This is a genomic window from Methylocystis sp. WRRC1 (assembly GCF_020733155.1).
GTDB lineage: Bacteria > Pseudomonadota > Alphaproteobacteria > Rhizobiales > Beijerinckiaceae > Methylocystis.
The window spans coordinates 19,285-42,924 of the sequence record NZ_JAJFZJ010000001.1 but is presented as its reverse complement, the minus strand read 5'-3'; the positions used below and the strand labels follow the sequence as shown (position 1 = coordinate 42,924).

The window sequence follows — 23,640 nt, the reverse complement described above, 5'->3', positions numbered from 1 at the left end:
CCAGCCCGTCGTTACCTGACCCAATCAATCAGCGGTTGACATAATCCGTCAACGCAATCCCGAGCTGAGACGCAGCTGTAAAGGCCTTATTTCTGCGACTGTGGCGCCGCCGCAACATTTTCGTTTGCATCTGCGAAGAAAACAGGCGCCCCAGCGACGAATAGGGTCGATGAGCGGCACAAAAACAAAAAGCCCGGCCATGATGGCCGGGCTTCTCGCGACAGCAGAATGAGTCGATCAGTATTTTGCGACGACCGGAGCGGAACCCCAGTTGAAGTGGTAGTTCAGACCCGCGCGCACGATATGGCCGTCGAAGCGGGTGCGGGTCGTCGTGGAGAAGCCCCAGTCGCCGACAACCGGCTCGATCGAGGCGCCGGAAGCGGAGACCGTGCCCAGGTCATAATACAGGTATTCGACCTTGGCGCTCCAGTTCGGCATGAACATCCATTCGAAGCCGCCGCCGGCCGTCCAGCCGACGCGCGTGTCGGCGAAGGTCGTGCCGCCGACCGAAGACAGACCGATGCCAAGCTCGCTGGTCACGAAGGAGCTGTTCGTCGAAACGCCGCCATAGGCCAGACCGCCCGTGCCATAGACCAGCAGCGTCGGGGTGAAGAGCCAGCCGAGGCGGCCGCGAACGGTGCCGAGGTAATCGAGGCGGCTGCTGCGCGTTCCGAAGGTCGCGAAGGTCGTCCCGGTGAAGGGATCGGACGACGCGCCGAAGATGTTCTGGCTGCCCGAGTTTCCGGCGACGCCCTGGATGTCCGCTTCCACGCCCACGAGGAAGCTGTTCATGAACTGCCAGTTGTAGCCGATCTGGCCGCCGCCGATGAAGCCGCTGTTGTTGTTGCTTGTCGGCGCGGAAGTGGCGCTCAGGCCGGCGGCCCAGCCGTGAATCGGCGAACCGCCGTTGAGAACGCCCCAGCTCTCCGTGCTCGTGCCGCCCGAGGCGCCGAAAGTGCCGCCCGCGTTCAGACCGACATAGAAGCCGGTCCACATCGGCGGCGGCGGCGGCGGAATATAGGCCGGAGCGGCTTTGCGAGACGGGAGATCGGCGGCGAGAGCCGATCCGGCGGTCAGCGCCAGCGCCAGAACGGCGGCGGAAACGGAGGTGAACTTCATCATGGCCTCGTATCTAAAAGCGGATCGCGTGGATCATGTTTGCCAGCGCCTGCACGGGAGAATGCAGAAGCCTGGATTGTCTTCCGACCATCCTCGCCGCAAAGTAGAGTTCACGCTTGCGTAGGGTCAACGCCGAATGTCGACATTTGCCCTGCCGCTACGCTCTTTCGCGCACGGAGTTGCAATTATGCCACAGATCAAGCTGGCTCGGGCGATCGGTCCTTAACGCCCGTTTACGGATTTTCCGCCCGAGGAATGAGCGAGCCACCCCTGCCCCGCAATCCGCTTCAACGACAGCCATCTCGCTGCTTGCCAAGACCGGGCTGCTTTGGCATATGACGCATGCCGTTCGCGGTAACGCGGACCGATATGCGGAGACGTGGCCGAGAGGCTGAAGGCGACGGTTTGCTAAATCGTTATAGGGGAAACCCTATCGTGGGTTCGAATCCCACCGTCTCCGCCATACCACTAATAAAATCAATTACTTACGTGAAAAAATCGGGCGCGACATAGCCCGTGCCATAACGCAGTTCGAGCCGCTGAGTTGGTTTGTCCCGTCCGACTCCAGCCCGACAAGAAAAAAGCCCGAGCGCCGGGACGAAACGGCGCTCAGGCTCCACCACGGGCGAGAGGCACCCACCCCGCGGCGAGGGGATGCTGTAACGGCCGCCCGCCCAGATGCAAGCGTCGCCGGCGGCGACTTCACGCCGCCCTCGGCTGTCAAGCTGGCTGGCGCAAGTTGCGACAGCCAGCTCCTACGCCGCCATCTGCGCCACGGCGCCCGAGCGCCGCAGCTTCTCCGCCGCCCATGCGGTTCGCAGGCATTGCGCAAAGCTCCACGCGAGCCCGAGACGCTTGCCGTCGCGAAAGCGCTTGTGCGCGTCGCACATGATCGCGGCGCGGTCATACATCGCCGCTGGCCCCCTGTCCCTCGAATTGCGCTCGCGCCGCTGCGGCTGCGTCTTCGACCTGTCCCGCCAGCGCCCGAACGGCTGCAGCGTCGGCCGGATCGTGGAAGAGGTCGTCATTCTGGAGAAGCAGCCAGAGAACGCGCGACATGTCCGCAGCCGTGTCGAGATGCTGGCCCAGTTCATAGCGGCCGCCCGTGGTGGTGGTGGTGGTGGTGGTGGTGGTGGTGCTCATGTTCGTCTCCTTCAACAAAATAAACCGCCGCCGCGCGATCGGCCAAATCGAAGCACATGCAAATAATTCCGGCAAGCGTCGCGGTAGAAACGCCCAAATAGTCGAGACGCCCGAAGGGCCAGCCAAGAGTTATCGGTTTTGTAGTCTTTGTATTTCTACAAAACCGACTAAATTATTATTTCCTGGCCTGCGTCTGCGCCGCGCGAGCGGCTTCGTACTTTGCCTTGTCGACGGCGTGACGACGATCCTCTTCCGCCTCGATCGCGGCGCGGCTCTCGGGCGGGCGCGGGGTAAGGGAGTCGTCGCCGGGGGGCCGGACATTCTGCAAAACTGAGCCGTAATAGGCCGGATCGATCCAGTGGAAGGAGTTGAGGCCCGCCGTGTAGGCGCTCAGCATCTCAAGATCGATGTCGGGCCGGGCGACGCGCGCGTTCGCGGCAGACACATAGAGGACGCGCAGCTTGGCTTCGGCGAACAAGAGCGCCTCGGGCGCAAGGCGCCGCTCCGTGACGACGCGCCACAGTTCCCGCCAGTCCGTCATGGCGTCAACGGCGTCAATGTCGCCGCGCACAACGGCGAGGCGCGTTTCGTCCTGAAAGGCGTGAAGTCGGACGCCGCGATGCTCGCCAACTGTCGGAATGTTGTCGTCTTCTTTCATGCGGTCCCCTTCGCGCTCAGGAGTTGAAGCGCCTTCGCGTTCAGGTCGCGGGCGAGGCGCTCGGTGGCGCTGTCCTTCTTTGCTTCGGGCGAATTGGCGGCCTTCGCGTTGAGTGCTTGCCGATACTTCAGCAGCTCGCGCGCCGCCTGTACCCGCGGCGTCGGCTTCAGCCGCCGGTTGCCCGCGATTTGCTCCAGAACCTCGATCGGATCGACCGGCGCAGTTGCCGCGGCTTTGCGAGCCGGTCGAGCCGGCTTCGGCTTCGTTGGCGCTCTCATCGTCACAGTTGGCCTCCTGTTCAGGCTGAAAAAAAATTCAATCGTCGCGCGCGTCTGAACTGCGCATGGCACCCCTGCCGGTGTCGAGCCCCTGCTTTCACAGATGTTTTACCCTCCCCCCTAGGGGGTGAGCAGGGCGCCGCGCCGGTCCATCCGCGGTCGCGACGCCCCATATCAGGCGACATTGCCGCCGGATTATTTGGCCGGCGCGTCTTCAGAAAGCCCGGCCTTGACGGCGGCGACGGCGGCGCGAAGCTCATTTTCGATCGCCGCCTCGATGAAGGTCAGCGCGCCCTCATGATCGAAACCCGACGCGCGGCAACGGCCGTAAAGGTCTTGAAGGTCGTCGATCATCTCTTTCTCCCCTTTTTCGTCTCGCCGCCAGCCGCGCGAGATTCGAGCGCCACTACGCGGCGCTCCAGATCGGCGATGATCTGCGCCGCGTGTTCGCGCTCCCGCACGATGACGCCTTGCAGGAGCATGAGCAGCACGCCAGTGCGCACGAACCCATTGTCACCGTCGTCATCTGCCAATGTCGCCGGTGGTGCCGGCATAGGGCGCGAGGGGGCGGGCCGGTGCTGGCCCGATGCGGCGGGCTCGCGCTCGCGAGCGTCGCGCGCCCATTCATCGGCGGCGCCGGGCCATGGGCGCGGCGTGGCGAGCGTCTGTTCGGCACGGCCAAGCGCCTGAAGCGCCCTCAGCTCGTGCGGCGCGAGCGCGCGGGGTTCGGCTTGCTCTTCGTCTTCGATCATCACCACGATACGCCCTCCGCGAAGACAACGAGGCCATTGCGTTGAACAAAGGCGATATCGACGAGCAACCGCACGGCGATCGTCGCGGTCTGATAAACTTCGCGCACGGGGTCCGCGGTCGTCGGGCCAGTGCCGCTGACGATTTCCGCCGGCGTGTCGTGCATGTGCAGGGTCGCGCTCTCGGCGGTTTCGATATCGACGGCGCCGAAACTGACGGCGAAGCCGGTAGGATCAAGCGCGATGAGGGTTCCTTGCGCGACGGCGCGGCTCGGCCAAACCGGAACCTTCAACGTCGGCATTCTCGCCTGCAAAATCGCCGCTTCGGTTGGATGACAGACGAGCGCCGCATTGCCGCTGCCGCCGGCTGCCGCCAAGGACGAAAGCAGCAAGGCGACGTCATCTTCGGGAGCGCCATAAGGTGAAACCGGCGTGAGCCCGGCAAGGATGCCAGGATGCACGACGTCGTCGCCGGCCGCAGTGTTGAAGATCGCGGCGTCGAGACTGATCGCGGCGCGCTCTCTCAGGACCGCGTCAAAGACGGCGCGGCCGGCGGAGCGCTTCGCGAGTTCACGCGTCAGCGTGAGAATGACGCCGAATTTTCTTTCCGGTCCGATCGTGTCCTCACCGAACGCGTGCTCGTCGAGGGGAATCGGGGCGCCTTCGCCAATCCAACTCACCGGCGCAGGCGCAGCTGCCGAACGCGGGAAGCTAATCGAGGTAAGCGGCGCCAACTCGACATGCGCGCCGGCCGCTTTGACGAGCTGCGCGCCCGCGCTCTGCGCGCCAAGGGCGCTGAAGAAGGCGCCGACCGCGCTCTGCGTCAGATTCGCGCCCCAAGAGCCGGCGCCGGTCGCGCCAACTGTCTGATCGGCCTTGTCGACGCGGCCGCCGTTTTCGAAGACTCGCGCCAGTCGGGGGTTTTCCCTCATGATCCGATCGGCTTCATCGGGCCGTTTCGCCTTTTGCAAAAAGCTGACCCAGGCGGCCGCTGCAAGATCGCCCCCGCGATCGGCGGCGGGCGCCTTCAGGGCTTGAAGGATGCTACTATGCTTCGACATTCGCGAATCCCCTTCTACGAAACTGTGATTTCGCGAATCGTCGCATGTTTCACCGGCCGCCGGCGTCACGCGTGACGAGGCCGCAAGCGCGCGCGACGAACGCAGCGAGGCCGCGCGCGACAGCTTCCCGGTCGTCAGCCTCGATGGGGTGAATGTCGCCCGCCCAAACCAACAAGTCTTCAAGCGCGCCCGCGTCCACTTCGACCGCGACGACGCGCCGACCGAGCCGCTGGCGAGCGCGTCGCCGCCGCTGGCGCTCGGCGCCCGTGCGCCGATGCTTTCCTTTTCCATTTTGCACGTTCGGCACGGCCAAGCTCCTAACAACCTGTTTTTGTTCCCATTTTGCACGCGTTCAAAAACGCTCCCCCGGCCGGTGAAGCGCCCCCGCCCGGCTACAATTTTCGATCGCCCCCCGGCGGCGGCCGCAGGCGCGCCCGTCGCCGCTCGATCATGCCGCGCAACCGCGTAACGATCGCGTCGGCGCGGAACCAAGCGCGCAGCTCGTCATCGCCGCCCGCGACGAACGCGTCGACGGCGCGGCGCCGGATCGTCTCGATCTCATCGTCGAGCCGCGCCCCGTCCAGATGCGCCAACTGCGCCGCGCGCCGATCGAGCTCAAGAATCGCATCGCCCAGGTCGATCATGAGCGACTCCATTTGCGAGCGAGCTTCATGATCTCCTCCCGCGTCGCGAGCCGGCGCTTGCTTGCGCGCATGATGTCGAACGGATCGGGCCGCGGCGGCGCTGCTGGCGCGGTCGGCGTGGCGGGCGTGGTCGGCGCGCGCGGCAGTCGCGGGAGGCGCAACAGCGGCAATCCGTTCGGGCCAGTGGAGGGCTTGCCGTCAGACATGGGCGCCCTCCCGCTTTTCGACGGCAAAGCTCACGGCGCGACAAAGTCGATACGCGCGCGCGAGCATTAACGCGTGGCGAGTCCCGAGAAAAAATTCGGTAATTAATTTAGAAGGGGGACGAGTCTTTATGCTCACGCCCGCGTGTCGAGATTGTCGAGATTGGCCGTTTTTTCCCGTCGAGATTGTCGAGGTCGCGAGGCTCGTCCTAAAAAACTGGGTTAGTTTTGTAGCTTTTCGATTTTGAAGACGTTTCATTTTGGCCTCCATTCTTTGCTGCAAAGCTCAAGGGGCGACAATCTCGATACGCGCGCGCGAGCTTTTCGCACCCATGACCGCGGCGAGCGCCGACTTGCGCCGCTCCTCCTCCTTCGCCCGATCGGCAAAAAGTGCGTGAACCGCAGGATTGACGCGCCACGCCGTTACCCTTGGCCCGACGCCCTCGGGAAAGAGCCAGCCGCCCGCAACCATCGGCGAGACCATGTCGCCGATCTCTGCCACTCGTTTTCCCCGGAAGAGCGCGACGTTCCGCGTAAGGTCGGACGCGGTGATTCTCGCCATGCCGCTCGTGAGCAACCACGAAGCGATTCGCGCGAGCCTGTCCCCGTTGCTGGCGGATTCAGCGGTGCGGTAAAACTCGAACGCGTGCGGAACGAGGAACTGCAAAACAAGCGCCGCCGCGTCTTCGACGGTCCCGAGCCCGACCGGAAGAGCCGCATTGCGCGCCGGGTCGCGCGCCATGTGCAGGATCAGCGCAAGACTGCCGGCGAGCCCGGCGAGCTTACCCACGAAGCCCTGAAAGCCCGCATAAACGCCATGCGCCGCGCCTTCGAGGTCGTGTAGGCGTTTATGCAGATCAGCCATCGCGTCTATCGCGTCATCGGTCATCGACAGCCGCGCCGGCGACGCATCGTGAAGCGCCCGAATTAGCCGGTCATATTCGCGCTCGAAACGATCGGTCGGCGTGTCTTCCCCGTAGCGCGACGCCCCAAGCATGACCGGGACGAAGCGTTGAAGGAGACCATCGCTCGTCAGTCCGTGAAGCTCGCCGAGCCGCTCAGGCTGAATCCCGCCCAAGAGCGACACTGACAGATTTTTAATTCGCAGTTGGCCGCGGCCGATGCGGTCGACGTGGAATGTTCCCCCGTCATAGGACTGCAACCAGAAACCGCGATCGGCCGCGCCGCCGCGCCCTCCGCCAGCGTATTTTTCCATTGAGCCGATCCAGCCGGCTATCTCGTCACGGTAAATTAAAATCCCCCGCTCTTGGCCCGAGAGAACTTGACCAAGCGCCTCGATCGTCGTGTCTCCCGCCAGAAGGCGCGGCGGTTTCGATTGCTCTGCATCGTCGCCGAAGATTTGCCGCTTACCTTCGTGCAGGTCGTGCAGCTCATTGTCGATGTTGCGGAGCGGCGCGATCGCGGCGCGCATCATCGGGGATTTTTTGACGGAAGGATCGCCGACAAGAAGAGTCCATAGCCGCGGGCTCGCGACAAACGAGCCATGTCGTTTCAGCTTCAACGAAAAACGATGATCCATCGCGCCCGAGCAAGCCGAGAGAACGCACATTGCGATTCCATTCGGATCGCAACCGATATTGTTCGCGCTTTTCTCGACGAAGTCCGCAATAGCGGCGGGAAGAATGCCGAACGGAAAATCGGGGACCACATAGCGCGCCCAAGGATCGAACGGAGCGCCAAGTGTTTCGCTGATTCTTGCCTCTGCGATTTTTTCCGCGCTTGCGCTATCCGTCGCGGTGGCGTCAATCCGCGACGCGTCGAAAACCGCTTTCAAGTTGATTTCTTCGCGCTCACGCCAGCCCATCGCGGCAGGATCGGCGCCGAGCGTTTTGCATAACCACAAGGCCGCGTCGGCTACAGTAAGTTCGCCTTCGGGTCTGCCCTCAATGAGCCCTTCCGAATAATGCAATATGACGTCGATCGGCGTGCGCTTTCCTTCGCGCGGGTCGCCCATATCGTGCAATCCGAAATCAACGATACCATCTGGCGCGATTGACAAGTCTTCTTGCAGTTCGCGGCCCAGGTCTTCGGAGCTGACGCGATACGCGCCCGTGCCACTTTGCAAAACCGCAGTAGGAAAAGCGACCGGCGCCCATGCGCTCAGATTTTTCATCGCGAGGTCATTTACGCGACGAAAAAAATTATCCCCGTTGGCGGGAACCTTCGCGACGATGGCGGCGCTCGCGTCCTTTCCGTTCGATCGGAAAGATTCGACGCGCCGATGAAGCAAGTGCAGCGTTAACGGCGCGGCCTTTATTTCGCCGGGCGCGCCGTCAACGCGATTTCCGGTAACTGTGAGATAGCGGGAACTGCTATAAATCTCGACGCCCGCGGCGTCGCACTTCGTCGCGGCCTTCACCTTCCCGCGCGCAAAAAGGCGAATGCCCGTGCCAGAAGGTGAAATTTCGGCGTAGGTTTCTTGAAGGTCGAGAATTTCGCGCACCCATTTGGCAATCTCGCCGGTTTGCGAGTCCCGGCAATGATCCAAGTCGATTCCGGTCAGATCATCGTCGGGCGAGAGGGCGAATCCCACGCCATCGAAATTGTGACGCGCGGCAACATCCTTTGCGCGCTCAAAGTCCGTCCAATTAGCAGGATTGGACGCGTCACATTTACGAAGCGTGAGCGCGCTATACGGTGGTTTTGTGAGGCGCCCTTTGACCGTTTCGAAGCGCCAAACGAGCCACTGGCGGCGCGAGCGCAGATAATCAGGGACGTTCGCCGCAACGTGCGCGACCTTGCGTTTTTCAGCGTTTTCGGGCATAGTGTGGGAGCCTTGTCTTGTGATGTGAATTGAGGGCGTGCCGATCGTGACGGCGCGCCCTTTTCGTTTCTCGATCAATGGGCGCACGCTTCGTCGGCGCGTTCGGACCATGCGTCGACCGCGTGCAATCGGACTGGCCCCCAATGTGGCGTCGGAACCCACAGCCGATGATTGGTCACGACGGGGAGCAGGGGGAGCCGCCAGCCTTTGACGCGCCGTCTCCCCACCATCGCGACCGTTTCGGCATAGGCCGGCTTCTCATAATCGGACGGGTCCGCGTCCCGCGCCTCGATCAGTCCTTGCTGGAGCAGTTCAAGAACGGCGCGGCCAGCGGCGCGCGACAGCGACCACAAGACCACGCCGCCGCTCGTTTTGAGCGCATAGGCGCCGCGACAGCCGGGCAATTGCTCCACGTCGCGAAAGGTCGCGCCGGGGTTTTCTCTTATGAAGGCGTAGAGTCGGGCGCGAAGGCTTCTCCCCGCGTCTTGCGCGTTCCGCCTTGGGCGGCTATTTTCGGAAGTGACAGCCCCTAAGCAGTCACAATCCCGAGCCCCGCCGGCTGCAACCGGCGGGCTCTTTCGTTTGCGCGCCATGATCAGGCGGCCCGTTTCGTGTTGCGCTCCGCAATGCGCGCTTCGATCCATGCGAGAACCTCGCTCCGCACGAAGGCGATGCGACGGGTTCCGATCGGAACGGGCTGCGGGAAACTCCCTTCGTCGCGCTTGCGGTTGATGGCCGTACGCGAGAGGCTCGTGAGCCGGCAGGTCTCGTTAATGGAAACGAGCGTCGGGGTGACATCGTCAGACATAGCCATTCCTTCCTTGGTTGGAATGGTCGACCATAGTTCACATTATACTTTCGGTGTAAACAACAAAAAAATCCAATGAAACTAGTGACAAAATGTATCCGTTACGGGCTTCAGTTGGGTTGAATTTGTAGCTAGTGCAAACCGATTGGTGACAAATTCAAACCAATCACTTTCAATTAGCGACAAATTCAACCCAAATCGGTTTTTTGCCGTTTTCGCGTCGCTGAAGCCGGTTTTTCTCCACCGCGCGAATCACCCGCAAGCGCCGATGCGATTCGCTCGCCTTCACAGTAAGCAGACCATGCCTGCATCAGCTCGCGGCGCTTCTCCAGCGCGTCGGAGCGCCGGTAGGCTTGCTCCACGCGGTTTCCGACGGTGTGCGCGAGACAGAGCTCGGCAGTCTCGCGCGGGGCGTCCGTCTTGTCCCCGGCCCAATCGCGGAAAGCGGAGCGCATTCCGTGCAGCGTCGCCGCCTTGTCCGGCGACGCGAGCCGCAGGGCTTTGGTCATCGCCGTTTCGCTTATCGGTCGGCCATCAACGCCGCCGCCGAAAACAAGCTGGGAGGTCGCCCGCTGGCGCATGGCCTCCACAATCGCCAGCGCGCGGTCACAGAGCGGGACAACGTGCTCCTTCCCCGCTTTCATGCGTTCCGCCGGAACCGTCCATGTGCGGGCTTCTGTGTCGACTTCTGCGAATGTCGCGGCGCGGGCTTCTCCACACCGCGCCGCGGTCAGGGTCAGAAACTCCACCGCCCGCGCGGCCACGCCGCCCGATTGCCGCAGCGCCGCCATCATCGCGGGAACCTCCGCATAGGCGAGCGCGGCATGGTGTCCCCGTTCGAGCTTTCGACGGGCGGGCAAAACCTTGTCGAGAAGCCCTTTCCAGCGGGCGGGATTGCCCGCCGTGCGCCATTCATGCGCTATGGCGTAATCAATCACCGCCTGAATGCGGGACCGCAGCCTGTCGGCCGTTTCCGGCCGCTCGCGCCAATGGGGGAGAAGGCAAGCCTTCACGTCACCCATTGCGATCTCGGCTACCGGCAGACTGTGGAGCGGTTTCGCATACTCGCGAAGCGTCATTTCCCATTGCTGACGATGCTTATCATTCTTCCACTCAGCCGCTTTCGCCGCGAGCAATTCGTCCATGCAATGCTTGAACGTGACGACGCGCGGCGGCTTCCGTTCGGCCGCCGGGTCGAGACCCCGCGCGAGCTTGTCGCGGATCGCGTCCGCCTTCTCCCGCGCCAGCGCCAGCGATACGGGCGCCGTCCCCTGCCCGTAGCCGCCGAGCCCCAACTCAGTGCGCGTCTTGCCGCGCCGGAAGATGAAAAACCACTGGCGGGAGCCGCCCTTACGGACGCGCAGAAAAAGCCCGTCGCCGTCAGCATAGATTCCCGGCTTGCTGAGGGTTCGAATCCTCGTTTCGGAAAGCAACCTGCGCGCCAATTTCGCGTCCCCTTGCCATAACCGCGAAGCTGACCATATCAACCTTTCTGGCAATATCAATGACTTATTGGCAGTATGGACAGTAAAAACGGCGGAGAAGCGGACACCGTCTCCGCCAGAATCAAGAAATCGCTCGCCGGCAGCTGATTTACGAAAACGCGCGTCGCGTGATCGAGCGACGCCTCAGCGCCCACAAGCCCGACCGAAACCTAACGGTCTCGCGCTGTCGCGGTCAGCGAGACGGGACCTCAGAATCTCGATCACAGACGGCCCGGATTCACTCTCGACCGTGGGTAAGCGCGCAAAACCGTCCATGACCAATGCTTTTCCGAAGTCGCCTCGAACAATCGAAATCGCAGCGACATCGCCGAACTGATTTCGAATTATATTAGCAGTAATTACTATTAAAATAATTATAGTTATGTCGACAGCAAGAGGCCTGTTTGCAATTGCAAATTATAAACGCTTGTCGGCAATAATCGATAGTTGTCATTCGAATTATCTCGTTTACTGATCGCAACCAAGTTAGGCTAAGATAGCATGACACACCTGAAGCGCGTCGGAACAAATCGAGAAGACTCAATATGAAAATCTTGAGAGCCAACTTGCAAAAACTGTGTTGCCTGCTGGCCGTGGCCGCAAGCTTCTTCAGCACGGGGGGCGCTGCGCATGCCCAGGCCATTCCGCCTGTTTACACTGCCGTCATCGACGCCGGCAGTAGCGGCACAAGGCTCTTCTTTTACAAGGTTACGCCCGGGCCTTACGCGCAAATCGAGATGCTGATCGACAACTTTGAAAGGAAAGTGCAGCCGAACGGCAAAAAGGAAGACGGCATAAACAATTTCGTCTGCAATAATCCGGACTATGCGCCGCCCGCGACAGTCGTGCCGCAGGTGATCGATCCGCTGCTTCAGGAGCTCAGTTCAAAAATCGCGAATATCAGCCCGCCGGTCCCGGCGGATCGTGTGATTGTCAATTTATTTGCGACTGCCGGGATGCGGACGGCGCAAGCGCTCTGCGGCAAGGCTGCGGTCGACAGGCTATACGCATTTATCCGCGCTGGCGTTCGAACCAAAGGATTTTCGGTCGGCGAAGTACGAACGACAAATGGCAATGCGGAAGAAGGCGTCTGGACATGGGCCAATTTGAACGACGTCTATTTCAACGTCTTCAAAACGGCGACGCCGCCTGTCGGCAACTTCGAAGTCGGTGGTTCCTCGGCGCAAATTGCCTATCCCAGCCGGCAGCAGCCCAATCCGGATCAGAATGTGTATGAAGTTCGGATCAACAACAGGAAGTATAATGTTTTCTCCCGCACCTATCTCGGACTGGGACTCGACGACGCCAGGAAATATGTTCGCGAGACGCAGGCGCCGCAAAACTGCTGGGCGACAGGTTTTCCCTATCAATGGGATCTGGGAGAAAGCGATCCCAGATATCCGAAACTGAAAGTCAACGGGGGCTATAATCTCTACTCGAAACCCTGCAGCACGCTTTTCAACGGAACGATCTCGACGATCCTTGCGAAAAATGGCGCGCCGAACCTGGCCGACACCACGGCCAATTTTGTTGGCGTGTCGGGCGCCTATTTCACGCTCAAGGATTTCGGCGCCGTCAACGCTCCGAGCCAACTCATGCGAAAACTCAATCTTTGCCATACTTACAAGAGTTGGCCGAACATCGAGACCGACGACTTCGCCCAATTCGCCTGCCCGAATGGAACCTATCTCAATACGATTCTCTTCGATCCCACGACCGGAATCTTCAGGTCACAGCCTTCCAGACTGATCAAGGCGCTACCCGACCAGGATCCGAAAACCGACGCCACCAGGCTGACGTGGACGCGCGGATTTTTGCTGATCAAATACTCACAGTAGTCGACATGCGTGCGCGGACCGGACAACTGAGTCCGGTCCGCTTCATGTTACACCAAATGTCCGCTGGAGAGTCCGAACAGAACTATCTTTCCTCATGCGCTTGGTTGATGTTCGTATTGTAAAACAGCAACACAATTGCAGAAACGCGCGCCTGCAACCGAGATAAATCGTTGCGGCCATTGTCCTGCATAACGAATCAGCGAATGCTTCTCATTGAAGCTTCGAACCTCCAATCCGTGGAAGGACCGCCACGGATATTCTCCAAGGACAATGCCGAATGAAAACGCGCCATTTTTGCGTCGTCGTGATGACTGCGGTCATTATGACCGCATCGGCGGTCGCCGCCGATCTTCCGTCACGAAAGGACGACCCGCTTCCCGCGCCGCCGCCGCCGATGTGGACAGGCTTCTATGTCGGTCTGAACGCAGGTGGAACGTGGTCGAACAGCAATAGTGCAAATGTCGCCTCCGCTCCTTTCTGGACCATTCCCGGACTCAACGGCGACGTTCTGGGCGCGTCGGCGATCTCAGCCAGCGCCTACAATCCCGCCAACACCGGCGGCTTCATCGGCGGCGGCCAGATCGGCTATAATTGGCGGATCGCCGGAAGCTTCGTCACGGGCATCGAGGCCGACATTCAGGGAATTGCGGGCAATGGCGGCGCCGGTTCCTCGGCGAATGTCGCAGCCATTGCTGGCGCGCTCGTTCCTACCCATGTCGCGACTGTCGTGGGAACGTCGAAGAGCCTAGACTATCTCGGCACGGTCCGGGGCCGCATCGGCTATCTCGCCACCCCGACCCTGCTGATTTACGGAACGGGCGGTCTGGCCTATGGCGGCGTGAGCTCCAGCACCACGATCTGGCAGTCCGCGAGCTTCATCGACACGACGGTTCCATGGGGCTCCACGGGCGCCTTCTCGGATACGCGCGTCGGCTGGGCGGCCGGCGGTGGGATAGAATGGATGTTCATGTCGAACTGGAGCGCCAAGGTCGAGTATCTGTATTATGATCTCGGTTCGGTGACCTACAACTCCAGCCCGCTGGTGGTGACGAGCACGCTTTTTGGAGCGGAAACCGCCTCACTGCCTTCGACCCGGGTCCGGTTCAACGGCAATATCGTGCGCGCGGGTCTGAATTATCATTTCAACTGGGGTTCGGCCCCGGTCATCGCGCAGTACTGATCGCGTCCATGCAACGGCGCAGCGGCCGGGCTGATCCGTCAGTCCCTGCGCTGCTGCGCGTTTTCCGCTTCGGTCACGGCGGCGTCCTCTATCATATCGTTGAGCTTTTGCTCGCTCCGCATTTGCGATAATCCCTATTCCTTTGCCGGGCGGCGTAGCCGGGGATCAATTTCCCTCCTTCACGGACTGCCCCGCGCAGGGGCGTCGGCGCCGCCGTCCCGAGCAACCGGCGTGCGGACGTCAAGGACAGGATCGGCATATGGCGGCGACGCAATCCGAAACTCGGTCATTCAAGCTGGGCTACCGGCCGGAGCTCGACGGAATCCGGGCGATCGCCATCGTCTCCGTTCTGGGAGGACATTCGACCCTGATCGGATCGGGCGCCGATCTCATGGGGCCGAAACTCGCCACCGGCGCGCTCGGCTTTCACGGCGGCGTTTTCGGCGTCGATATTTTCTTCGTGCTGAGCGGTTTCCTCATCACCACCCTGCTGCTTCAGGAATACGCCTCCTGGCGGCAGATCGACTTCAAGGCCTTCTATATCCGCCGCATCCTGCGCCTGTCCCCCGCGATGCTGATGACGCTTGCGGGTTGCGCCGTCTATCTGTTGCTCTCGGGCGGACACAGCGGGAATTTCGACTGGTGGGCGATTCTCTATTCTGCGCTCTATGTGTCGAATTTCGCCCTCATCTTCGGCGGCCTCATCCTCGGGATGCTTACCCCCACATGGTCGCTTTCAGTCGAAGAACAGTTCTACTCTATATGGCCGCTCATCATGTCGCGGCTGGTCACGGCGAGTCGGGCCTCTGTCGTCAAATTCATCCTGATCGCGATCGTTTTCACGCTAGGGCTTCGCGCCGTCCTGCACGCCGCGTTCTGGCATTTTTACGCGTGGCCGCTGTTCGGGGCGGCCAACCATCTGATCTTCGCGCGCGCCGACGGACTGCTCTGCGGCGCCATGGTCGCATTCGTCGCCCATTGGGGTTGGTTGCCGGATCCGGGCCGCTACGCCACGCAAATCAAGGCCACAGGCTGGTTTTGCGCTCTCACGCTCCTCGCGATCCTCCACTATGGTCCGGGCATTCAGGAAAGCGGACTCTACGGCGCCAGCATTTTCTATTTCTTCTACGCCTATGTCTCTGTTGCGACAGCATTGTTCATCGCAGTTCTGCTTTCGGCGCCGCCGGCGCCGCTGCTCGCCTTGCTGCGATGGCGTCCCATGGTCTGGATCGGCAAGATTTCATACGGACTTTATCTCTACCACATGCCGATCTTCGTTCTGACCCCGGTCGCCCTGCTCGGACAAATCGGGTCCGTCGCCTTCGCCGTTCCGCTCGCCTTCGCTGTGGCGGCGCTTTCCTTCTTCGGGATCGAAAAGCGGCTCCTCAATCTGAGGGAGACTCTGGGCCTGCCGCGCGCCGCGCGTCTCGCAAAGCTGGCGCAGAGGGAGGCGCGCGTTCTTCAGGATCAACACGCGTCCTGAAAGGCGGGGGCAGTTGAACGTCCGGCTGAATCGAGCTTAGATAAGTCAAGCTGATATGCGCATCCGACGCAGCTCTGGCGAAGACGCCGTTCCCCTTCTTCGGGGCGCATGCTCGGAACGCGGCGCGAGGAGTGACTGACATGAATGAATTCGGCGGCGGCTTCCTGATGAACGCTCTCATCGGCTTCGCGCTGGCCCTGCTTGTCTCCTTCTATTTCGTCTGGACCCAGTGACGCGATCGTCTCAGCCAAACGCGAGATAGGCGCTGAACACCGCGACGCCGAGCACGAGAACCGAGAGGACGACGAGACTCGGATGTGTGGCGCGCGGCGAGTGCGGCGCGTCCGAGGAGAGAAGTCGCGCGGTGTGCAGAAACCGGAGCGTAGCGACAACGATAAGAACGACGCCGGCCGCGACCAGGGCTACGCCGCCGTAGCGGCCCGTCGGGCTCCCAAGGCGATGTAGCCGGGCGAGGTGTTGGTCATCGCCGACCGCGCCGGCGATCGTGAGCAGGAACAGATTGAACCGCTCGATCACGAACCCGAGCGCAATGACGGCTATCCCCGTCCGGACCCAGGCGAGGAAGGTGCGTTCATTGGCGGCGATATTGGCGTAATCGCGTATCATCCGAAAAATCCTCCGCTGCCGCCAAGGCTCTGGCAGCGCGCCCACCCCGTCATTGCCGCGGCCGCGGCGAGTACCTATTATATTGGCGGATCGCGGCGGAATCGCCGCGGGAGGCCACACCAACAGTCTCGAGACGAAATGCCCTGGAGTGATCAAGGCGGCCCGCGCAACCAGAATAATAATCCTTGGGGACAGCAAGGCGGCCCTTGGGGACAAGGCCCGGGGGGCGGCGGAGGACAGCAGCCGCCCGACCTAGAGGAGCTTTTGCGACGCAGCCAGGAGGGGCTTCAGCAGATTCTGCCGTCCGGCTTCGGCGGACGCGGGCTCGCTATTCTCGTCCTGCTTACCCTGCTTGCCTGGCTGTTGTCGGGCTTCTACACGGTTGGCCCCAACGAGATCGGTCTGAATCTCATCTTCGGCAAATATCGCGGCAAGACGCAGGCGGGCCTGAACTACAACCTCCCCGCGCCCATCGGCTCGGTGATCAAGCTCGCCGTCACGGACCGCAACGTCACGGACGTCGGCTTCCGCGAGGAGGCGCCGGTCGAAGGCCGCCGCCGCGCGCCCGGTAATGTCGTCGCGCGCGGGCCCGAGGCGCCGGAAGAAAGCCTGATGCTCACGGGCGACGAAAATATCGCCGATGTGAAATTCCGCGTCGTCTGGCAGATCGACCCGGCGAAGCCCGAGGACTACGCTTTCAACGTCGCCAATCCGCCGTTGACCGTGAAGGCCGTAGCGGAAAGCGCCATGCGCGAGATCGTCGGCCAGTCCCAGATCCAGAAGATCCTCACCGCCGACCGCAAGCTCATCGAGCCGGCGTGCCAGGCGCTGATGCAGAAAGTGCTCGACGACTACCACAGCGGCGTCATGGTCCTGCAGGTGCTGCTTCTGTCCGTCGACCCGCCGCAGTCCGTCATCGCGGCCTTCCGCGACGTGACCGCCGCGCAGCAGGACCTGCAGCGCCTCGGCAATGAAGCAGAGGCTTACGCGAACCGGGTCGTGCCCGAGGCGCGCGGCGCCGCGGCGGAAATCCTCCAGAAGGCGGAGGCCTACCGCGAGCAGACCGTCGCCGAGGCGCGCGGTCAGGCGGCGCGCTTCGAGAAGATTTACGAGCAATACAAGAACGCGCCGGCGCTGACCCGCCAGCGCCTTTACATCGAGACCATGGAGCGCGTGTTGGGCGGCGCGGAAAAAGTGATACTGGACGATCCGTCGAAGGGTGGCGCGAGCGTCGCCCCCTTTGTGCCCCTGCCCTCCTTCGCGCCCTTCCAGGGAGGCCGCAAATGAAGTCCGGCCTCCTCTTCACTGTCGCCATCGCCCTGCTGATCGCGGTCGTCGCCGCAGGCGGCGCGCTCTTCACCGTCGAGCAGACCGAGCAGGCGCTGGTTTTGCGCTTCGGCGAGCCGGTCCCCGGGCGCGGCCTCATCACCGAGCCGGGTCTTCACTTCAAGCTTCCGGTCATCGAGAATGTCGTGACTTTCGATAACCGCATTCTGGACGTCGAAAGCCCGAACCTCGAGGTTCTCGCGGCCGACAACCAGCGCCTCGAAGTCGACAGCTTCATCCGCTATCGCATCGTCGACGCGCTGCGCTTCTATCAATCTGTCAACAGCGTGCTCGGCGCGAACAACCAGCTCGCGTCGGTGCTGAACTCGGCGGTCCGCCGCGTGCTCAGCGAGGCCAATCAGCAGCAGATCGTCAGGGACGAGCGCGCCGCTCTCATGGTCAAGATCAAGGAGCAGGCCGACAGAGAGGCGCGAAAATTCGGGGTCGCGGTAGTAGACGCCCGTATCCGCCGTGTTGACCTTCCGCAGCAGATCTCCGAGAAGGTCTATGGCCGCATGCAGACGGAGCGCCAGCGTGAGGCGGCCGAGTATCGCGCGCAAGGCGCCGAGCAGGCGCAGAAAATCACCGCCAGGGCCGATCGCGACGTCGTGGTGCTGAAAGCGGAGGCGCAACAGAAGGCCGACCAGATCAAGGGTGAAGGCGACGCTGAACGCAACCGTATTTTTGCCGAAGCTTTCGGGAAGGATCCCGACTTCTTCGCCTTCTATCGCTCGATGCAGGCCTATGAAGCCGCCTTCAAACCCGGCGAGACGCGTTTTCTCGTCAGTCCGCGTTCGGAATTTTTCCGTTTTTTCTCGGGTCCGGAGGGGAGCCCCGCGCCGAGCGCGGGCCCGAACCCTCCGGAACCAAATCAAAAGCGGTAATCCGCAAGCGCGCCCGTTAGGGCGCGCGACATTTTCTTGTCCCTGCAGGAGACAACACGCATGACATCCGCATTTCGTCGCGCCGCGCGATTCGCCCTCGCGACGGCGTCCGCCCTGTGGCTCGCCGCCGCGCCAGCCTCGGCCAAAGGCCCCGATTCACTCTCCGAACTTTCGGCGCAAGTCTCCGACGCGGTCGTGAACATTTCCGCGACACAGACCGTCGAAGCCAAACGCGGCAAGGGCGGCGACATGCCGGGCCTACCGCCGGGCATGGGTCCGGGGGGGCCCTTCGACGATCTCTTCGAGGAATTCTTCAAGCGCCGCCAGGGTCAGGGCCAGGGCATGCCGGACATGCCGCGCCAGCGCAAGTCCAGTTCGCTCGGCTCGGGCTTCGTGATCGATCCGTCGGGAATCGTCATCACCAACAATCACGTCATCGCCGACGCCAATGAAGTGACAGTCATCTTCAATGATGGCCAGAAGCTCAAAGCCGAAGTTCTGGGCAAAGACCAGAAGGTCGACGTCGCCGTGCTGAAGGTGAAGCCGGAGAAGCCGCTGAAGGCGGTGAAGTTCGGCGACAGCGACAAGGCGAAGGTCGGCGACTGGGTGCTTGCGGTCGGCAATCCCTTCGGTCTTGGCGGATCGGTGACGGCGGGCATCGTGTCGGCGCGCAATCGCAACATCGACAGCGGCCCCTATGACAACTACATCCAGACCGACGCCTCGATCAACAAAGGCAATTCCGGCGGCCCGCTGTTCAACATGGACGGCGAAGTCATCGGCATCAACACCGCCATTCTCTCGCCCTCCGGCGGGTCTGTCGGCATCGGCTTCGCCACGCCGGCGAACACCGTGCAGCCGGTGATCGAACAGCTCCAGCAATTTGGCGAAACCCGTCGCGGCTGGCTCGGCGTGAGAATTCAGAACGTCGACGACGCCATCGCCGAGACGCTGAATCTGGGCGCCACGCGCGGCGCGCTGGTCGCCGGCGTCGACGACAAGGGACCGTCGAAGCCCGCGGGACTCAAGGCCGGCGACGTCATCATCAAGTTCGACGGCAAGCCGATCAAGGAATCGCGCGATTTGCCGAAGCTCGTCGCGGCGACGCCGGTCGGCAAGGACGTCGAACTCGTCATCGTGCGCGGCGGCAAGGAGCAGTCCAAGACAGTGAAGCTCGGCCGCCTCGAGGACGGCGAGAAGGTCGCCTCGCGCGACGCTGGCGACAAGGACAAGCCGGACACGAGCGGCCCCTCGTCCCAGACCACGCTGGGTCTCGAACTCTCGCGCCTAACCGACGAGCTCCGCGCGCGCTTCCAGATCAAGGACACGGTGAAGAGCGGCGTGCTCATTACGGCGGTCGATCCGCGTTCCGACGCGGCCGAGAAGCGCCTGCAAGCCGGCGAAATTCTTCTCGAGGTCAATCAGGAGGCCGTGAACGATCCCGCCGACGCCGTGAAGAAGATCAAGGCGCTGAAAGACGCCGGCAAAAAGACTGCGCTGCTCATCGTCGCCAACGGCCAGGGCGACGCGCATTTCGTGGCGTTGCCGGTCGAGTAATCGACCCATCGTCATCTTGATCATCCTCCTGCGGAAAGTTTCGCAGGAGGATTTTTTTGACCGCGACTGCGCGCCCCCATTACGCTGACCCGGCGGCTTCATGCGCCGCCCTTGCGCGGAGTCGACGATGCAAAGAATAATCCCCAACCTCTGGTATTCCGAAAAGGCGGATGAAGCCGCCGCCTTCTACGCCTCGCTGCTTCCCGATTCGAGAGTGGACAGCGTCACCGCCCTGCCGGCTGAAAGCCCCAGCGGACCGGCGGGCTCTGTCAAGGTCGTCGAGTTCACGCTCCTTGGACAGCCTTACATGGCGATGAGCGCGGGACCATTCGAAACCTTCAACCACGCCATATCGCTCATGATCGAGTGCGAGGATCAGGCAGAAATCGACCGCCTCTGGTCGGCGCTGTCGGAGGGCGGGAAAATCGAGCAATGCGGCTGGCTGAAGGATCGCTACGGCGTCTCCTGGCAGATCGTTCCCACGGCGCTCGGAAAGATGATGAAAGACCCGGACCGATCGCGGGCCAGGCGCGTTGCGGAAGCCATGTTGCAGATGGTGAAGCTCGATATCGACGCTCTCGAACGAGCCTATGGCGGCGAGTGATCCGCGCGCCCGCCGTTCCTCAAACGAACTCCTCGCGCCGATACCCCTGGGCGTAGAGCAGCGCCGTCAAATCGGCATGGTCGATCCGCGCATGCGCAGCTTCCGCCACTTTCGGCTTGGCGTGGTAGGCGACGCCCAGCCCAGCCTCCCGCAGCATGTCGAGATCATTGGCGCCGTCGCCGATTGCGAGCGTCGCCCCGTGTGACAACCCTCGCGCCTCGCGCATTTCCGCAAGCGCCGCGCGTTTGCCCTCTCGCCCCTGAATTGGCGCAAGCACCACGCCGGTCAGCGCGCCGTCTGCAATTTCGAGTCTGTTGGCGCGCATTTCGTGAAAACCGATGCGCGCGGCGACCGGCTGCGTGAATTGCGTGAAGCCGCCCGACACCAGCGCTGTATGCGCGCCATGCGCCCGCATCGTGGCGACGAGCGTGCGAGCGCCCGGGGTCAATGTAATACGCGCCACGAGCGTCTCGATCTGTTCGAGCGTCACGCCTGCAAGTAGCGCGACGCGTTCCTGCAGCGCGGCCTCGAAGGCGAGTTCGCCCGCCATTGCGCGCTCGGTGATGATGGAGATGCGATCGCGGATGCCAGCGAAATCGGCGAGTTCGTCGATGCATTCCTGCTCGATCATCGTCGAGTCCATGTCGGCGACGAGCAGCGCCTTTCGGCGTCCTTCGACCGGCTGAACGACGACGTCGATGGGCTCGCCCGCCAGAGCCTCGTGCAGGCGGAAGCGAAACGCGGCGTTGCCTTCGCCAGCGAGAAAAGCATCGGACGCGACGCCCGGCGCGAGCCAGTCGATGCGCGTCGCCGTCGCGCCCGCCTCGCGCAGCGCCCGTTCGACCGTGGCGTCGTCGAATGTCGTTTCCTGCCCCGCGACAAAGGTCGCGACAAATCGAATCGGCTTTGACATCTCGTCCATTTGCGCGGCAATAGCCTGATGCCGCCACGCGCCATTCTCATTGCAGGTCCAACCGCCTCGGGCAAGTCCGCGCTCGCCCTCGCCGTCGCGCAGCGCATCGGCGGCGCGGTCCTCAACGCCGACTCGATGCAGGTCTATCGCGATCTTCGCGTTATCACCGCGCGTCCAACGCCGGAGGAAGAGCGCCTTGTCCCGCACCTTCTTTTCGGCCACGTCGACGCCGCCGTGAATTACTCCGTCGGCCGCTGGCTTGCCGATTTCGCGGCCACGCTGTTGGATCTCGACGCGCGAGGCGTGACGCCGGTCATCGCGGGCGGCACCGGCATGTATTTCAAGGCCGCGCTCTACGGCCTTTCCGACATCCCGGCCGTGCCGGAGGAAGTCCGCGCGCGGGTTCGCGCCGCCGCCGCCGGCAAGACTCCGCAGGAGCTTCACGCCGAACTCGCCGCGCGCGATCCGGAAACCGCGGCGCGTTTGCGGCCGACCGATCCACAACGCATCCTGCGTGCGCTGGAAGTTCTGACGGCGACAGGCAAACCGCTCGCCTCTTTTCAGGGCCCGCGAAGCGCGCCGCTGCTAGACGCTTCCGCCTGCCCCTCCTTTTTCCTGGCGCCCGAACGCGAGAGCCTTTACGCGCGCATCGACGCCCGCTTCGATCGCATGATGGAAAAAGGCGCGCTCGACGAAGTCGCCGCTCTGCGCGATCGCCGTCTCGACCCTGCGCTCCCCGCCATGCGCGCGCATGGCGTTCCGCATCTCGTCGCTTTTCTCGATGGCCGCATGAAATTGGAAGAGGCGGTCATGCGCGGCAAGCTCGACACGCGCCGCTACGCCAAGCGTCAATTCACTTTCGCGCGACATCAGCTCCCGGGTTTTCAATGGTTGTCGGGCGCCGCGCCGGAAGCGGAGTTGAATGCGGCGCTCAATGCCCTCGCATGAGGAACATCTGGAGCAGCGTCAGCGCGATCTCTGTGGCGATCAAAACGATGATGATCCATTCGAGGCGCACGGAACGATCGGCGTCGATGAGATCCGTCAGCGCCCGCGCCGTTTCCCCGATCACGTCAATCTTGGCGTTGAGCGTGCGGCCGCGCGCCTCCAGTTCGTATTCGTCTTCGAGACGCGCATAGAGGCGCTCGAGATCGGGCCGGTCCCACAATACGTCGGGCTTGTCCTCGACAGCAACGCGCCCAGAGACGCGATGGCGCACGAGCAGCGTCTGGCCGATCAGTTCGAGCATCGACTTGCGTTTCCATGGCGGACGGCCCTTGCTCGCCAGTTCGGCCGCGAAGGGCTCGATCGTGTCGAAGACGGCGTTGACCCGCCGCTCGTCGCGCGCCAGCGCCACGCTTTTGGCAAGCGCGTCGGCGACGACGAGGAGCCTCGCCTCGGAGAGGTCCTTGACCGTCAAACGGCCATTCGATTGCGCCTTTTCCTCCCCCTCATGGGTCGTCTCGATGATCAGGGTCTCGTCATCGCCGCGCGAGGCGCCAGCGACTCTCGCGCCGATTTTCTTGAGGATTTCGTCCTCCTCCAGCGGCGAAAGGCCAAAGAGCACCGCGACGCCGAATCGATAGAGCACGGCGAAGCCAGCCTGTCCGGTGTGAAAGGCCAGCGGGGCGGTAGAGACGAGATCGGCGCGCTCGAGGCCAACCGTGTCGATGCGTTCGCCGAGCAGCAGGGCGCGGGCGGTTACGGCCTGTCGCGTGGGCAGGATGGGTTGAACCTCGAATTCTGGCATCGACGAACCTGCCTGGAATCACTATCTCAGCGATAACGCTGCGCAACTGGATAGCATGTCTTCAATGCCTTGCATGACGACAGCAAAAACGCTAGCTAGCGCAGCAATCGGAGTGGGACGCGCACATGACTTATGTCGTCACAGAAAACTGCATCAAGTGCAAATATATGGATTGCGTGGAGGTCTGTCCGGTGGACTGCTTCTACGAGGGCGAGAACATGCTCGTGATCCATCCCGACGAATGCATCGATTGCGGCGTGTGCGAGCCGGAATGCCCGGCGGAGGCGATCAAACCCGACACCGAGGAAAACCTCGAGCAGTGGCTGAAGCTCAACGCTGACATGGCGCAGAACTGGCCTAACATCACGATCAAACGCGAACCGCCCGCCGACGCCAAGGAATGGGATGGCAAGCCCGGAAAATTCGAGGCGCATTTCTCCGCCGAGCCCGGCCAGGGGGACTGACTCGAGAGCTTCGCCGCACGGCGCCCTGTTTTTGTGCAGGTGATTCTACCCGCCTGCGCCAACGGCGCCGGCGGGGGCGAGG

28 protein-coding genes and 1 tRNA gene are annotated in these 23,640 nt (G+C 62.5%); 11 read left to right on the top strand and 18 right to left on the bottom strand.

The genetic code is table 11. The features are described from left to right. Positions 1-237: 237 nt before the first annotated feature. Positions 238-1,122, bottom strand: a complete 885-nt coding sequence (locus LG047_RS00240) for an outer membrane protein (protein WP_227964291.1) — start codon at positions 1,120-1,122, stop codon at positions 238-240. A 370-nt stretch (positions 1,123-1,492) separates the two neighbouring features. On the opposite strand from LG047_RS00240, the gene LG047_RS00235 reads away from it, so the two are divergent. Beyond that, positions 1,493-1,582, top strand: a tRNA-Ser gene (locus LG047_RS00235). 292 nt (positions 1,583-1,874) lie between these two features. Here LG047_RS00235 and LG047_RS00230 read toward each other — a convergent pair. The 11 genes from LG047_RS00230 to LG047_RS00180 form a co-directional block, all read right to left on the bottom strand. Beyond that, a complete protein-coding gene (locus LG047_RS00230; protein WP_227964288.1) occupies positions 1,875-2,030 on the bottom strand; it encodes a hypothetical protein in 156 nt (51 codons plus the stop codon). Continuing rightward, positions 2,023-2,262 carry a hypothetical protein gene (locus LG047_RS00225; RefSeq protein WP_227964284.1) on the bottom strand — a complete coding sequence of 80 codons (240 nt, stop codon included), beginning with the start codon at positions 2,260-2,262 and terminating at the stop codon, positions 2,023-2,025. Before LG047_RS00225 ends, LG047_RS00230 begins: the two co-directional genes overlap by 8 nt. A gap of 175 nt (positions 2,263-2,437) precedes the next feature. Further along, positions 2,438-2,920: a hypothetical protein gene (locus LG047_RS00220; RefSeq protein WP_227964282.1), complete on the bottom strand. Its 483-nt coding sequence runs from the start codon at positions 2,918-2,920 to the stop codon at positions 2,438-2,440. Continuing rightward, the gene (locus LG047_RS00215) at positions 2,917-3,204 is read right to left on the bottom strand and encodes a hypothetical protein (protein ID WP_227964278.1); all 288 of its coding nucleotides are present in this window, start codon (positions 3,202-3,204) and stop codon (positions 2,917-2,919) included. The genes LG047_RS00220 and LG047_RS00215 overlap by 4 nt, the downstream gene beginning before the upstream one ends. Before the next feature lie 189 nt (positions 3,205-3,393). Then, complete coding sequence (locus LG047_RS00210; RefSeq protein WP_227964275.1) at positions 3,394-3,552, bottom strand: hypothetical protein; 159 nt, start codon at positions 3,550-3,552, stop codon at positions 3,394-3,396. Next, positions 3,549-3,950, bottom strand: a complete 402-nt coding sequence (locus tag LG047_RS00205; RefSeq protein WP_227964272.1) for a hypothetical protein — start codon at positions 3,948-3,950, stop codon at positions 3,549-3,551. Before LG047_RS00205 ends, LG047_RS00210 begins: the two co-directional genes overlap by 4 nt. Beyond that, the gene (locus LG047_RS00200) at positions 3,950-5,008 is read right to left on the bottom strand and encodes a hypothetical protein (protein WP_227964268.1); all 1,059 of its coding nucleotides are present in this window, start codon (positions 5,006-5,008) and stop codon (positions 3,950-3,952) included. Before LG047_RS00200 ends, LG047_RS00205 begins: the two co-directional genes overlap by 1 nt. Positions 5,009-5,057: 49 nt before the next feature. Further along, positions 5,058-5,315, bottom strand: coding sequence for a hypothetical protein (locus LG047_RS00195; protein ID WP_227964266.1), 258 nt, complete (start codon positions 5,313-5,315; stop codon positions 5,058-5,060). Positions 5,316-5,400: 85 nt separating this feature from the next. After that, positions 5,401-5,652 (bottom strand): hypothetical protein, encoded by a 252-nt coding sequence (locus LG047_RS00190; protein ID WP_227964263.1) that lies wholly within the window; start codon positions 5,650-5,652, stop codon positions 5,401-5,403. Beyond that, positions 5,649-5,858: a hypothetical protein gene (locus tag LG047_RS00185; RefSeq protein WP_227964260.1), complete on the bottom strand. Its 210-nt coding sequence runs from the start codon at positions 5,856-5,858 to the stop codon at positions 5,649-5,651. The genes LG047_RS00190 and LG047_RS00185 overlap by 4 nt, the downstream gene beginning before the upstream one ends. Positions 5,859-6,141: 283 nt before the next feature. Beyond that, entirely contained in the window at positions 6,142-7,830 is a 1,689-nt protein-coding gene (locus LG047_RS00180; protein WP_227964257.1) for a DUF3987 domain-containing protein, read from the bottom strand. A 465-nt stretch (positions 7,831-8,295) separates the two neighbouring features. On the opposite strand from LG047_RS00180, the gene LG047_RS00175 reads away from it, so the two are divergent. Beyond that, a complete protein-coding gene (locus LG047_RS00175; protein ID WP_227964255.1) occupies positions 8,296-8,673 on the top strand; it encodes a hypothetical protein in 378 nt (125 codons plus the stop codon). Between the two features lie 41 nt (positions 8,674-8,714). On the opposite strand, the gene LG047_RS00170 is transcribed toward LG047_RS00175, so the two are convergent. The 3 genes from LG047_RS00170 to LG047_RS00160 all read right to left on the bottom strand — a co-directional run bounded on the left by LG047_RS00170 (position 8,715) and on the right by LG047_RS00160 (position 10,893). Further along, positions 8,715-9,053 (bottom strand): hypothetical protein, encoded by a 339-nt coding sequence (locus tag LG047_RS00170; protein WP_227964253.1) that lies wholly within the window; start codon positions 9,051-9,053, stop codon positions 8,715-8,717. A 182-nt stretch (positions 9,054-9,235) separates the two neighbouring features. Continuing rightward, the gene (locus tag LG047_RS00165; protein WP_370634947.1) at positions 9,236-9,448 is read right to left on the bottom strand and encodes a helix-turn-helix transcriptional regulator; all 213 of its coding nucleotides are present in this window, start codon (positions 9,446-9,448) and stop codon (positions 9,236-9,238) included. A gap of 188 nt (positions 9,449-9,636) precedes the next feature. Then, positions 9,637-10,893, bottom strand: coding sequence for a site-specific integrase (locus tag LG047_RS00160; protein ID WP_227964248.1), 1,257 nt, complete (start codon positions 10,891-10,893; stop codon positions 9,637-9,639). Between the two features lie 584 nt (positions 10,894-11,477). Between LG047_RS00160 and LG047_RS00155 the strand changes: the two genes are divergently transcribed. The 3 genes from LG047_RS00155 (at position 11,478) to LG047_RS00145 (ending at position 15,433) form a co-directional block, all read left to right on the top strand. Beyond that, complete coding sequence (locus LG047_RS00155; RefSeq protein ID WP_227964245.1) at positions 11,478-12,770, top strand: hypothetical protein; 1,293 nt, start codon at positions 11,478-11,480, stop codon at positions 12,768-12,770. A gap of 277 nt (positions 12,771-13,047) precedes the next feature. Beyond that, positions 13,048-13,950, top strand: a complete 903-nt coding sequence (locus LG047_RS00150) for an outer membrane protein (RefSeq protein WP_227964241.1) — start codon at positions 13,048-13,050, stop codon at positions 13,948-13,950. A gap of 259 nt (positions 13,951-14,209) precedes the next feature. Further along, entirely contained in the window at positions 14,210-15,433 is a 1,224-nt protein-coding gene (locus LG047_RS00145; protein ID WP_227964238.1) for an acyltransferase, read from the top strand. Positions 15,434-15,676: 243 nt separating this feature from the next. On the opposite strand, the gene LG047_RS00140 is transcribed toward LG047_RS00145, so the two are convergent. After that, positions 15,677-16,060: a YidH family protein gene (locus tag LG047_RS00140; RefSeq protein WP_036281078.1), complete on the bottom strand. Its 384-nt coding sequence runs from the start codon at positions 16,058-16,060 to the stop codon at positions 15,677-15,679. Positions 16,061-16,198: 138 nt separating this feature from the next. Here LG047_RS00140 and hflK point away from each other — a divergent pair, with 138 nt between their 5' ends. The 4 genes from hflK to LG047_RS00120 all read left to right on the top strand — a co-directional run bounded on the left by hflK (position 16,199) and on the right by LG047_RS00120 (position 20,431). Then, positions 16,199-17,347, top strand: coding sequence for an FtsH protease activity modulator HflK (gene hflK / locus LG047_RS00135; protein WP_227964235.1), 1,149 nt, complete (start codon positions 16,199-16,201; stop codon positions 17,345-17,347). After that, positions 17,344-18,270: a protease modulator HflC gene (gene hflC, locus LG047_RS00130; RefSeq protein WP_227964231.1), complete on the top strand. Its 927-nt coding sequence runs from the start codon at positions 17,344-17,346 to the stop codon at positions 18,268-18,270. The genes hflK and hflC overlap by 4 nt, the downstream gene beginning before the upstream one ends. A 60-nt stretch (positions 18,271-18,330) precedes the next feature. Further along, positions 18,331-19,827 (top strand): Do family serine endopeptidase, encoded by a 1,497-nt coding sequence (locus LG047_RS00125; protein ID WP_227964230.1) that lies wholly within the window; start codon positions 18,331-18,333, stop codon positions 19,825-19,827. A gap of 127 nt (positions 19,828-19,954) precedes the next feature. Continuing rightward, positions 19,955-20,431, top strand: a complete 477-nt coding sequence (locus LG047_RS00120; RefSeq protein WP_227964228.1) for a VOC family protein — start codon at positions 19,955-19,957, stop codon at positions 20,429-20,431. Positions 20,432-20,450: 19 nt separating this feature from the next. Here the strand turns inward: LG047_RS00120 and serB are convergent, their stop codons facing one another. Continuing rightward, complete coding sequence (serB, locus tag LG047_RS00115) at positions 20,451-21,353, bottom strand: phosphoserine phosphatase SerB (protein WP_370634946.1); 903 nt, start codon at positions 21,351-21,353, stop codon at positions 20,451-20,453. An 18-nt stretch (positions 21,354-21,371) separates the two neighbouring features. On the opposite strand from serB, the gene miaA reads away from it, so the two are divergent. Next, positions 21,372-22,292, top strand: a complete 921-nt coding sequence (miaA, locus tag LG047_RS00110) for a tRNA (adenosine(37)-N6)-dimethylallyltransferase MiaA (protein WP_227964227.1) — start codon at positions 21,372-21,374, stop codon at positions 22,290-22,292. On the opposite strand, the gene LG047_RS00105 is transcribed toward miaA, so the two are convergent. Further along, a complete protein-coding gene (locus tag LG047_RS00105) occupies positions 22,276-23,094 on the bottom strand; it encodes an RMD1 family protein (RefSeq protein WP_051134006.1) in 819 nt (272 codons plus the stop codon). The two genes, miaA and LG047_RS00105, sit on opposite strands and share 17 nt — an antisense overlap. A 125-nt stretch (positions 23,095-23,219) precedes the next feature. Here LG047_RS00105 and fdxA point away from each other — a divergent pair, with 125 nt between their 5' ends. Next, positions 23,220-23,558 carry a ferredoxin FdxA gene (gene fdxA, locus LG047_RS00100; RefSeq protein WP_036281067.1) on the top strand — a complete coding sequence of 113 codons (339 nt, stop codon included), beginning with the start codon at positions 23,220-23,222 and terminating at the stop codon, positions 23,556-23,558. The last annotated feature ends 82 nt before the right edge of the window (positions 23,559-23,640 follow it).

Excerpts from the sequence above, each read along its gene's own strand:
- LG047_RS00120 (WP_227964228.1), top strand. The coding sequence starts at position 19,955 with ATGCAAAGAATAATCCCCAACCTCTGGTATTCCGAAAAGGCGGATGAA.
- LG047_RS00145 (WP_227964238.1), top strand. The coding sequence starts at position 14,210 with ATGGCGGCGACGCAATCCGAAACTCGGTCATTCAAGCTGGGCTACCGG.
- serB (WP_370634946.1), bottom strand. The coding sequence starts at position 21,353 with ATGGACGAGATGTCAAAGCCGATTCGATTTGTCGCGACCTTTGTCGCG.
- LG047_RS00205 (WP_227964272.1), bottom strand. The coding sequence starts at position 3,950 with ATGATCGAAGACGAAGAGCAAGCCGAACCCCGCGCGCTCGCGCCGCAC.
- LG047_RS00210 (WP_227964275.1), bottom strand. The coding sequence starts at position 3,552 with ATGATCGACGACCTTCAAGACCTTTACGGCCGTTGCCGCGCGTCGGGT.
- LG047_RS00230 (WP_227964288.1), bottom strand. The coding sequence starts at position 2,030 with ATGTATGACCGCGCCGCGATCATGTGCGACGCGCACAAGCGCTTTCGC.
- LG047_RS00225 (WP_227964284.1), bottom strand. The coding sequence starts at position 2,262 with ATGAGCACCACCACCACCACCACCACCACCACCACCACGGGCGGCCGC.
- hflC (WP_227964231.1), top strand. The coding sequence starts at position 17,344 with ATGAAGTCCGGCCTCCTCTTCACTGTCGCCATCGCCCTGCTGATCGCG.
- LG047_RS00200 (WP_227964268.1), bottom strand. The coding sequence starts at position 5,008 with ATGTCGAAGCATAGTAGCATCCTTCAAGCCCTGAAGGCGCCCGCCGCC.
- LG047_RS00240 (WP_227964291.1), bottom strand. The coding sequence starts at position 1,122 with ATGATGAAGTTCACCTCCGTTTCCGCCGCCGTTCTGGCGCTGGCGCTG.
- LG047_RS00185 (WP_227964260.1), bottom strand. The coding sequence starts at position 5,858 with ATGTCTGACGGCAAGCCCTCCACTGGCCCGAACGGATTGCCGCTGTTG.
- LG047_RS00150 (WP_227964241.1), top strand. The coding sequence starts at position 13,048 with ATGAAAACGCGCCATTTTTGCGTCGTCGTGATGACTGCGGTCATTATG.
- LG047_RS00180 (WP_227964257.1), bottom strand. The coding sequence starts at position 7,830 with ATGGGCGACCCGCGCGAAGGAAAGCGCACGCCGATCGACGTCATATTG.
- miaA (WP_227964227.1), top strand. The coding sequence starts at position 21,372 with ATGCCGCCACGCGCCATTCTCATTGCAGGTCCAACCGCCTCGGGCAAG.
- LG047_RS00155 (WP_227964245.1), top strand. The coding sequence starts at position 11,478 with ATGAAAATCTTGAGAGCCAACTTGCAAAAACTGTGTTGCCTGCTGGCC.
- LG047_RS00140 (WP_036281078.1), bottom strand. The coding sequence starts at position 16,060 with ATGATACGCGATTACGCCAATATCGCCGCCAATGAACGCACCTTCCTC.
- LG047_RS00190 (WP_227964263.1), bottom strand. The coding sequence starts at position 5,652 with ATGATCGACCTGGGCGATGCGATTCTTGAGCTCGATCGGCGCGCGGCG.
- LG047_RS00125 (WP_227964230.1), top strand. The coding sequence starts at position 18,331 with ATGACATCCGCATTTCGTCGCGCCGCGCGATTCGCCCTCGCGACGGCG.
- LG047_RS00165 (WP_370634947.1), bottom strand. The coding sequence starts at position 9,448 with ATGTCTGACGATGTCACCCCGACGCTCGTTTCCATTAACGAGACCTGC.
- LG047_RS00105 (WP_051134006.1), bottom strand. The coding sequence starts at position 23,094 with ATGCCAGAATTCGAGGTTCAACCCATCCTGCCCACGCGACAGGCCGTA.
- hflK (WP_227964235.1), top strand. The coding sequence starts at position 16,199 with ATGCCCTGGAGTGATCAAGGCGGCCCGCGCAACCAGAATAATAATCCT.
- fdxA (WP_036281067.1), top strand. The coding sequence starts at position 23,220 with ATGACTTATGTCGTCACAGAAAACTGCATCAAGTGCAAATATATGGAT.
- LG047_RS00220 (WP_227964282.1), bottom strand. The coding sequence starts at position 2,920 with ATGAAAGAAGACGACAACATTCCGACAGTTGGCGAGCATCGCGGCGTC.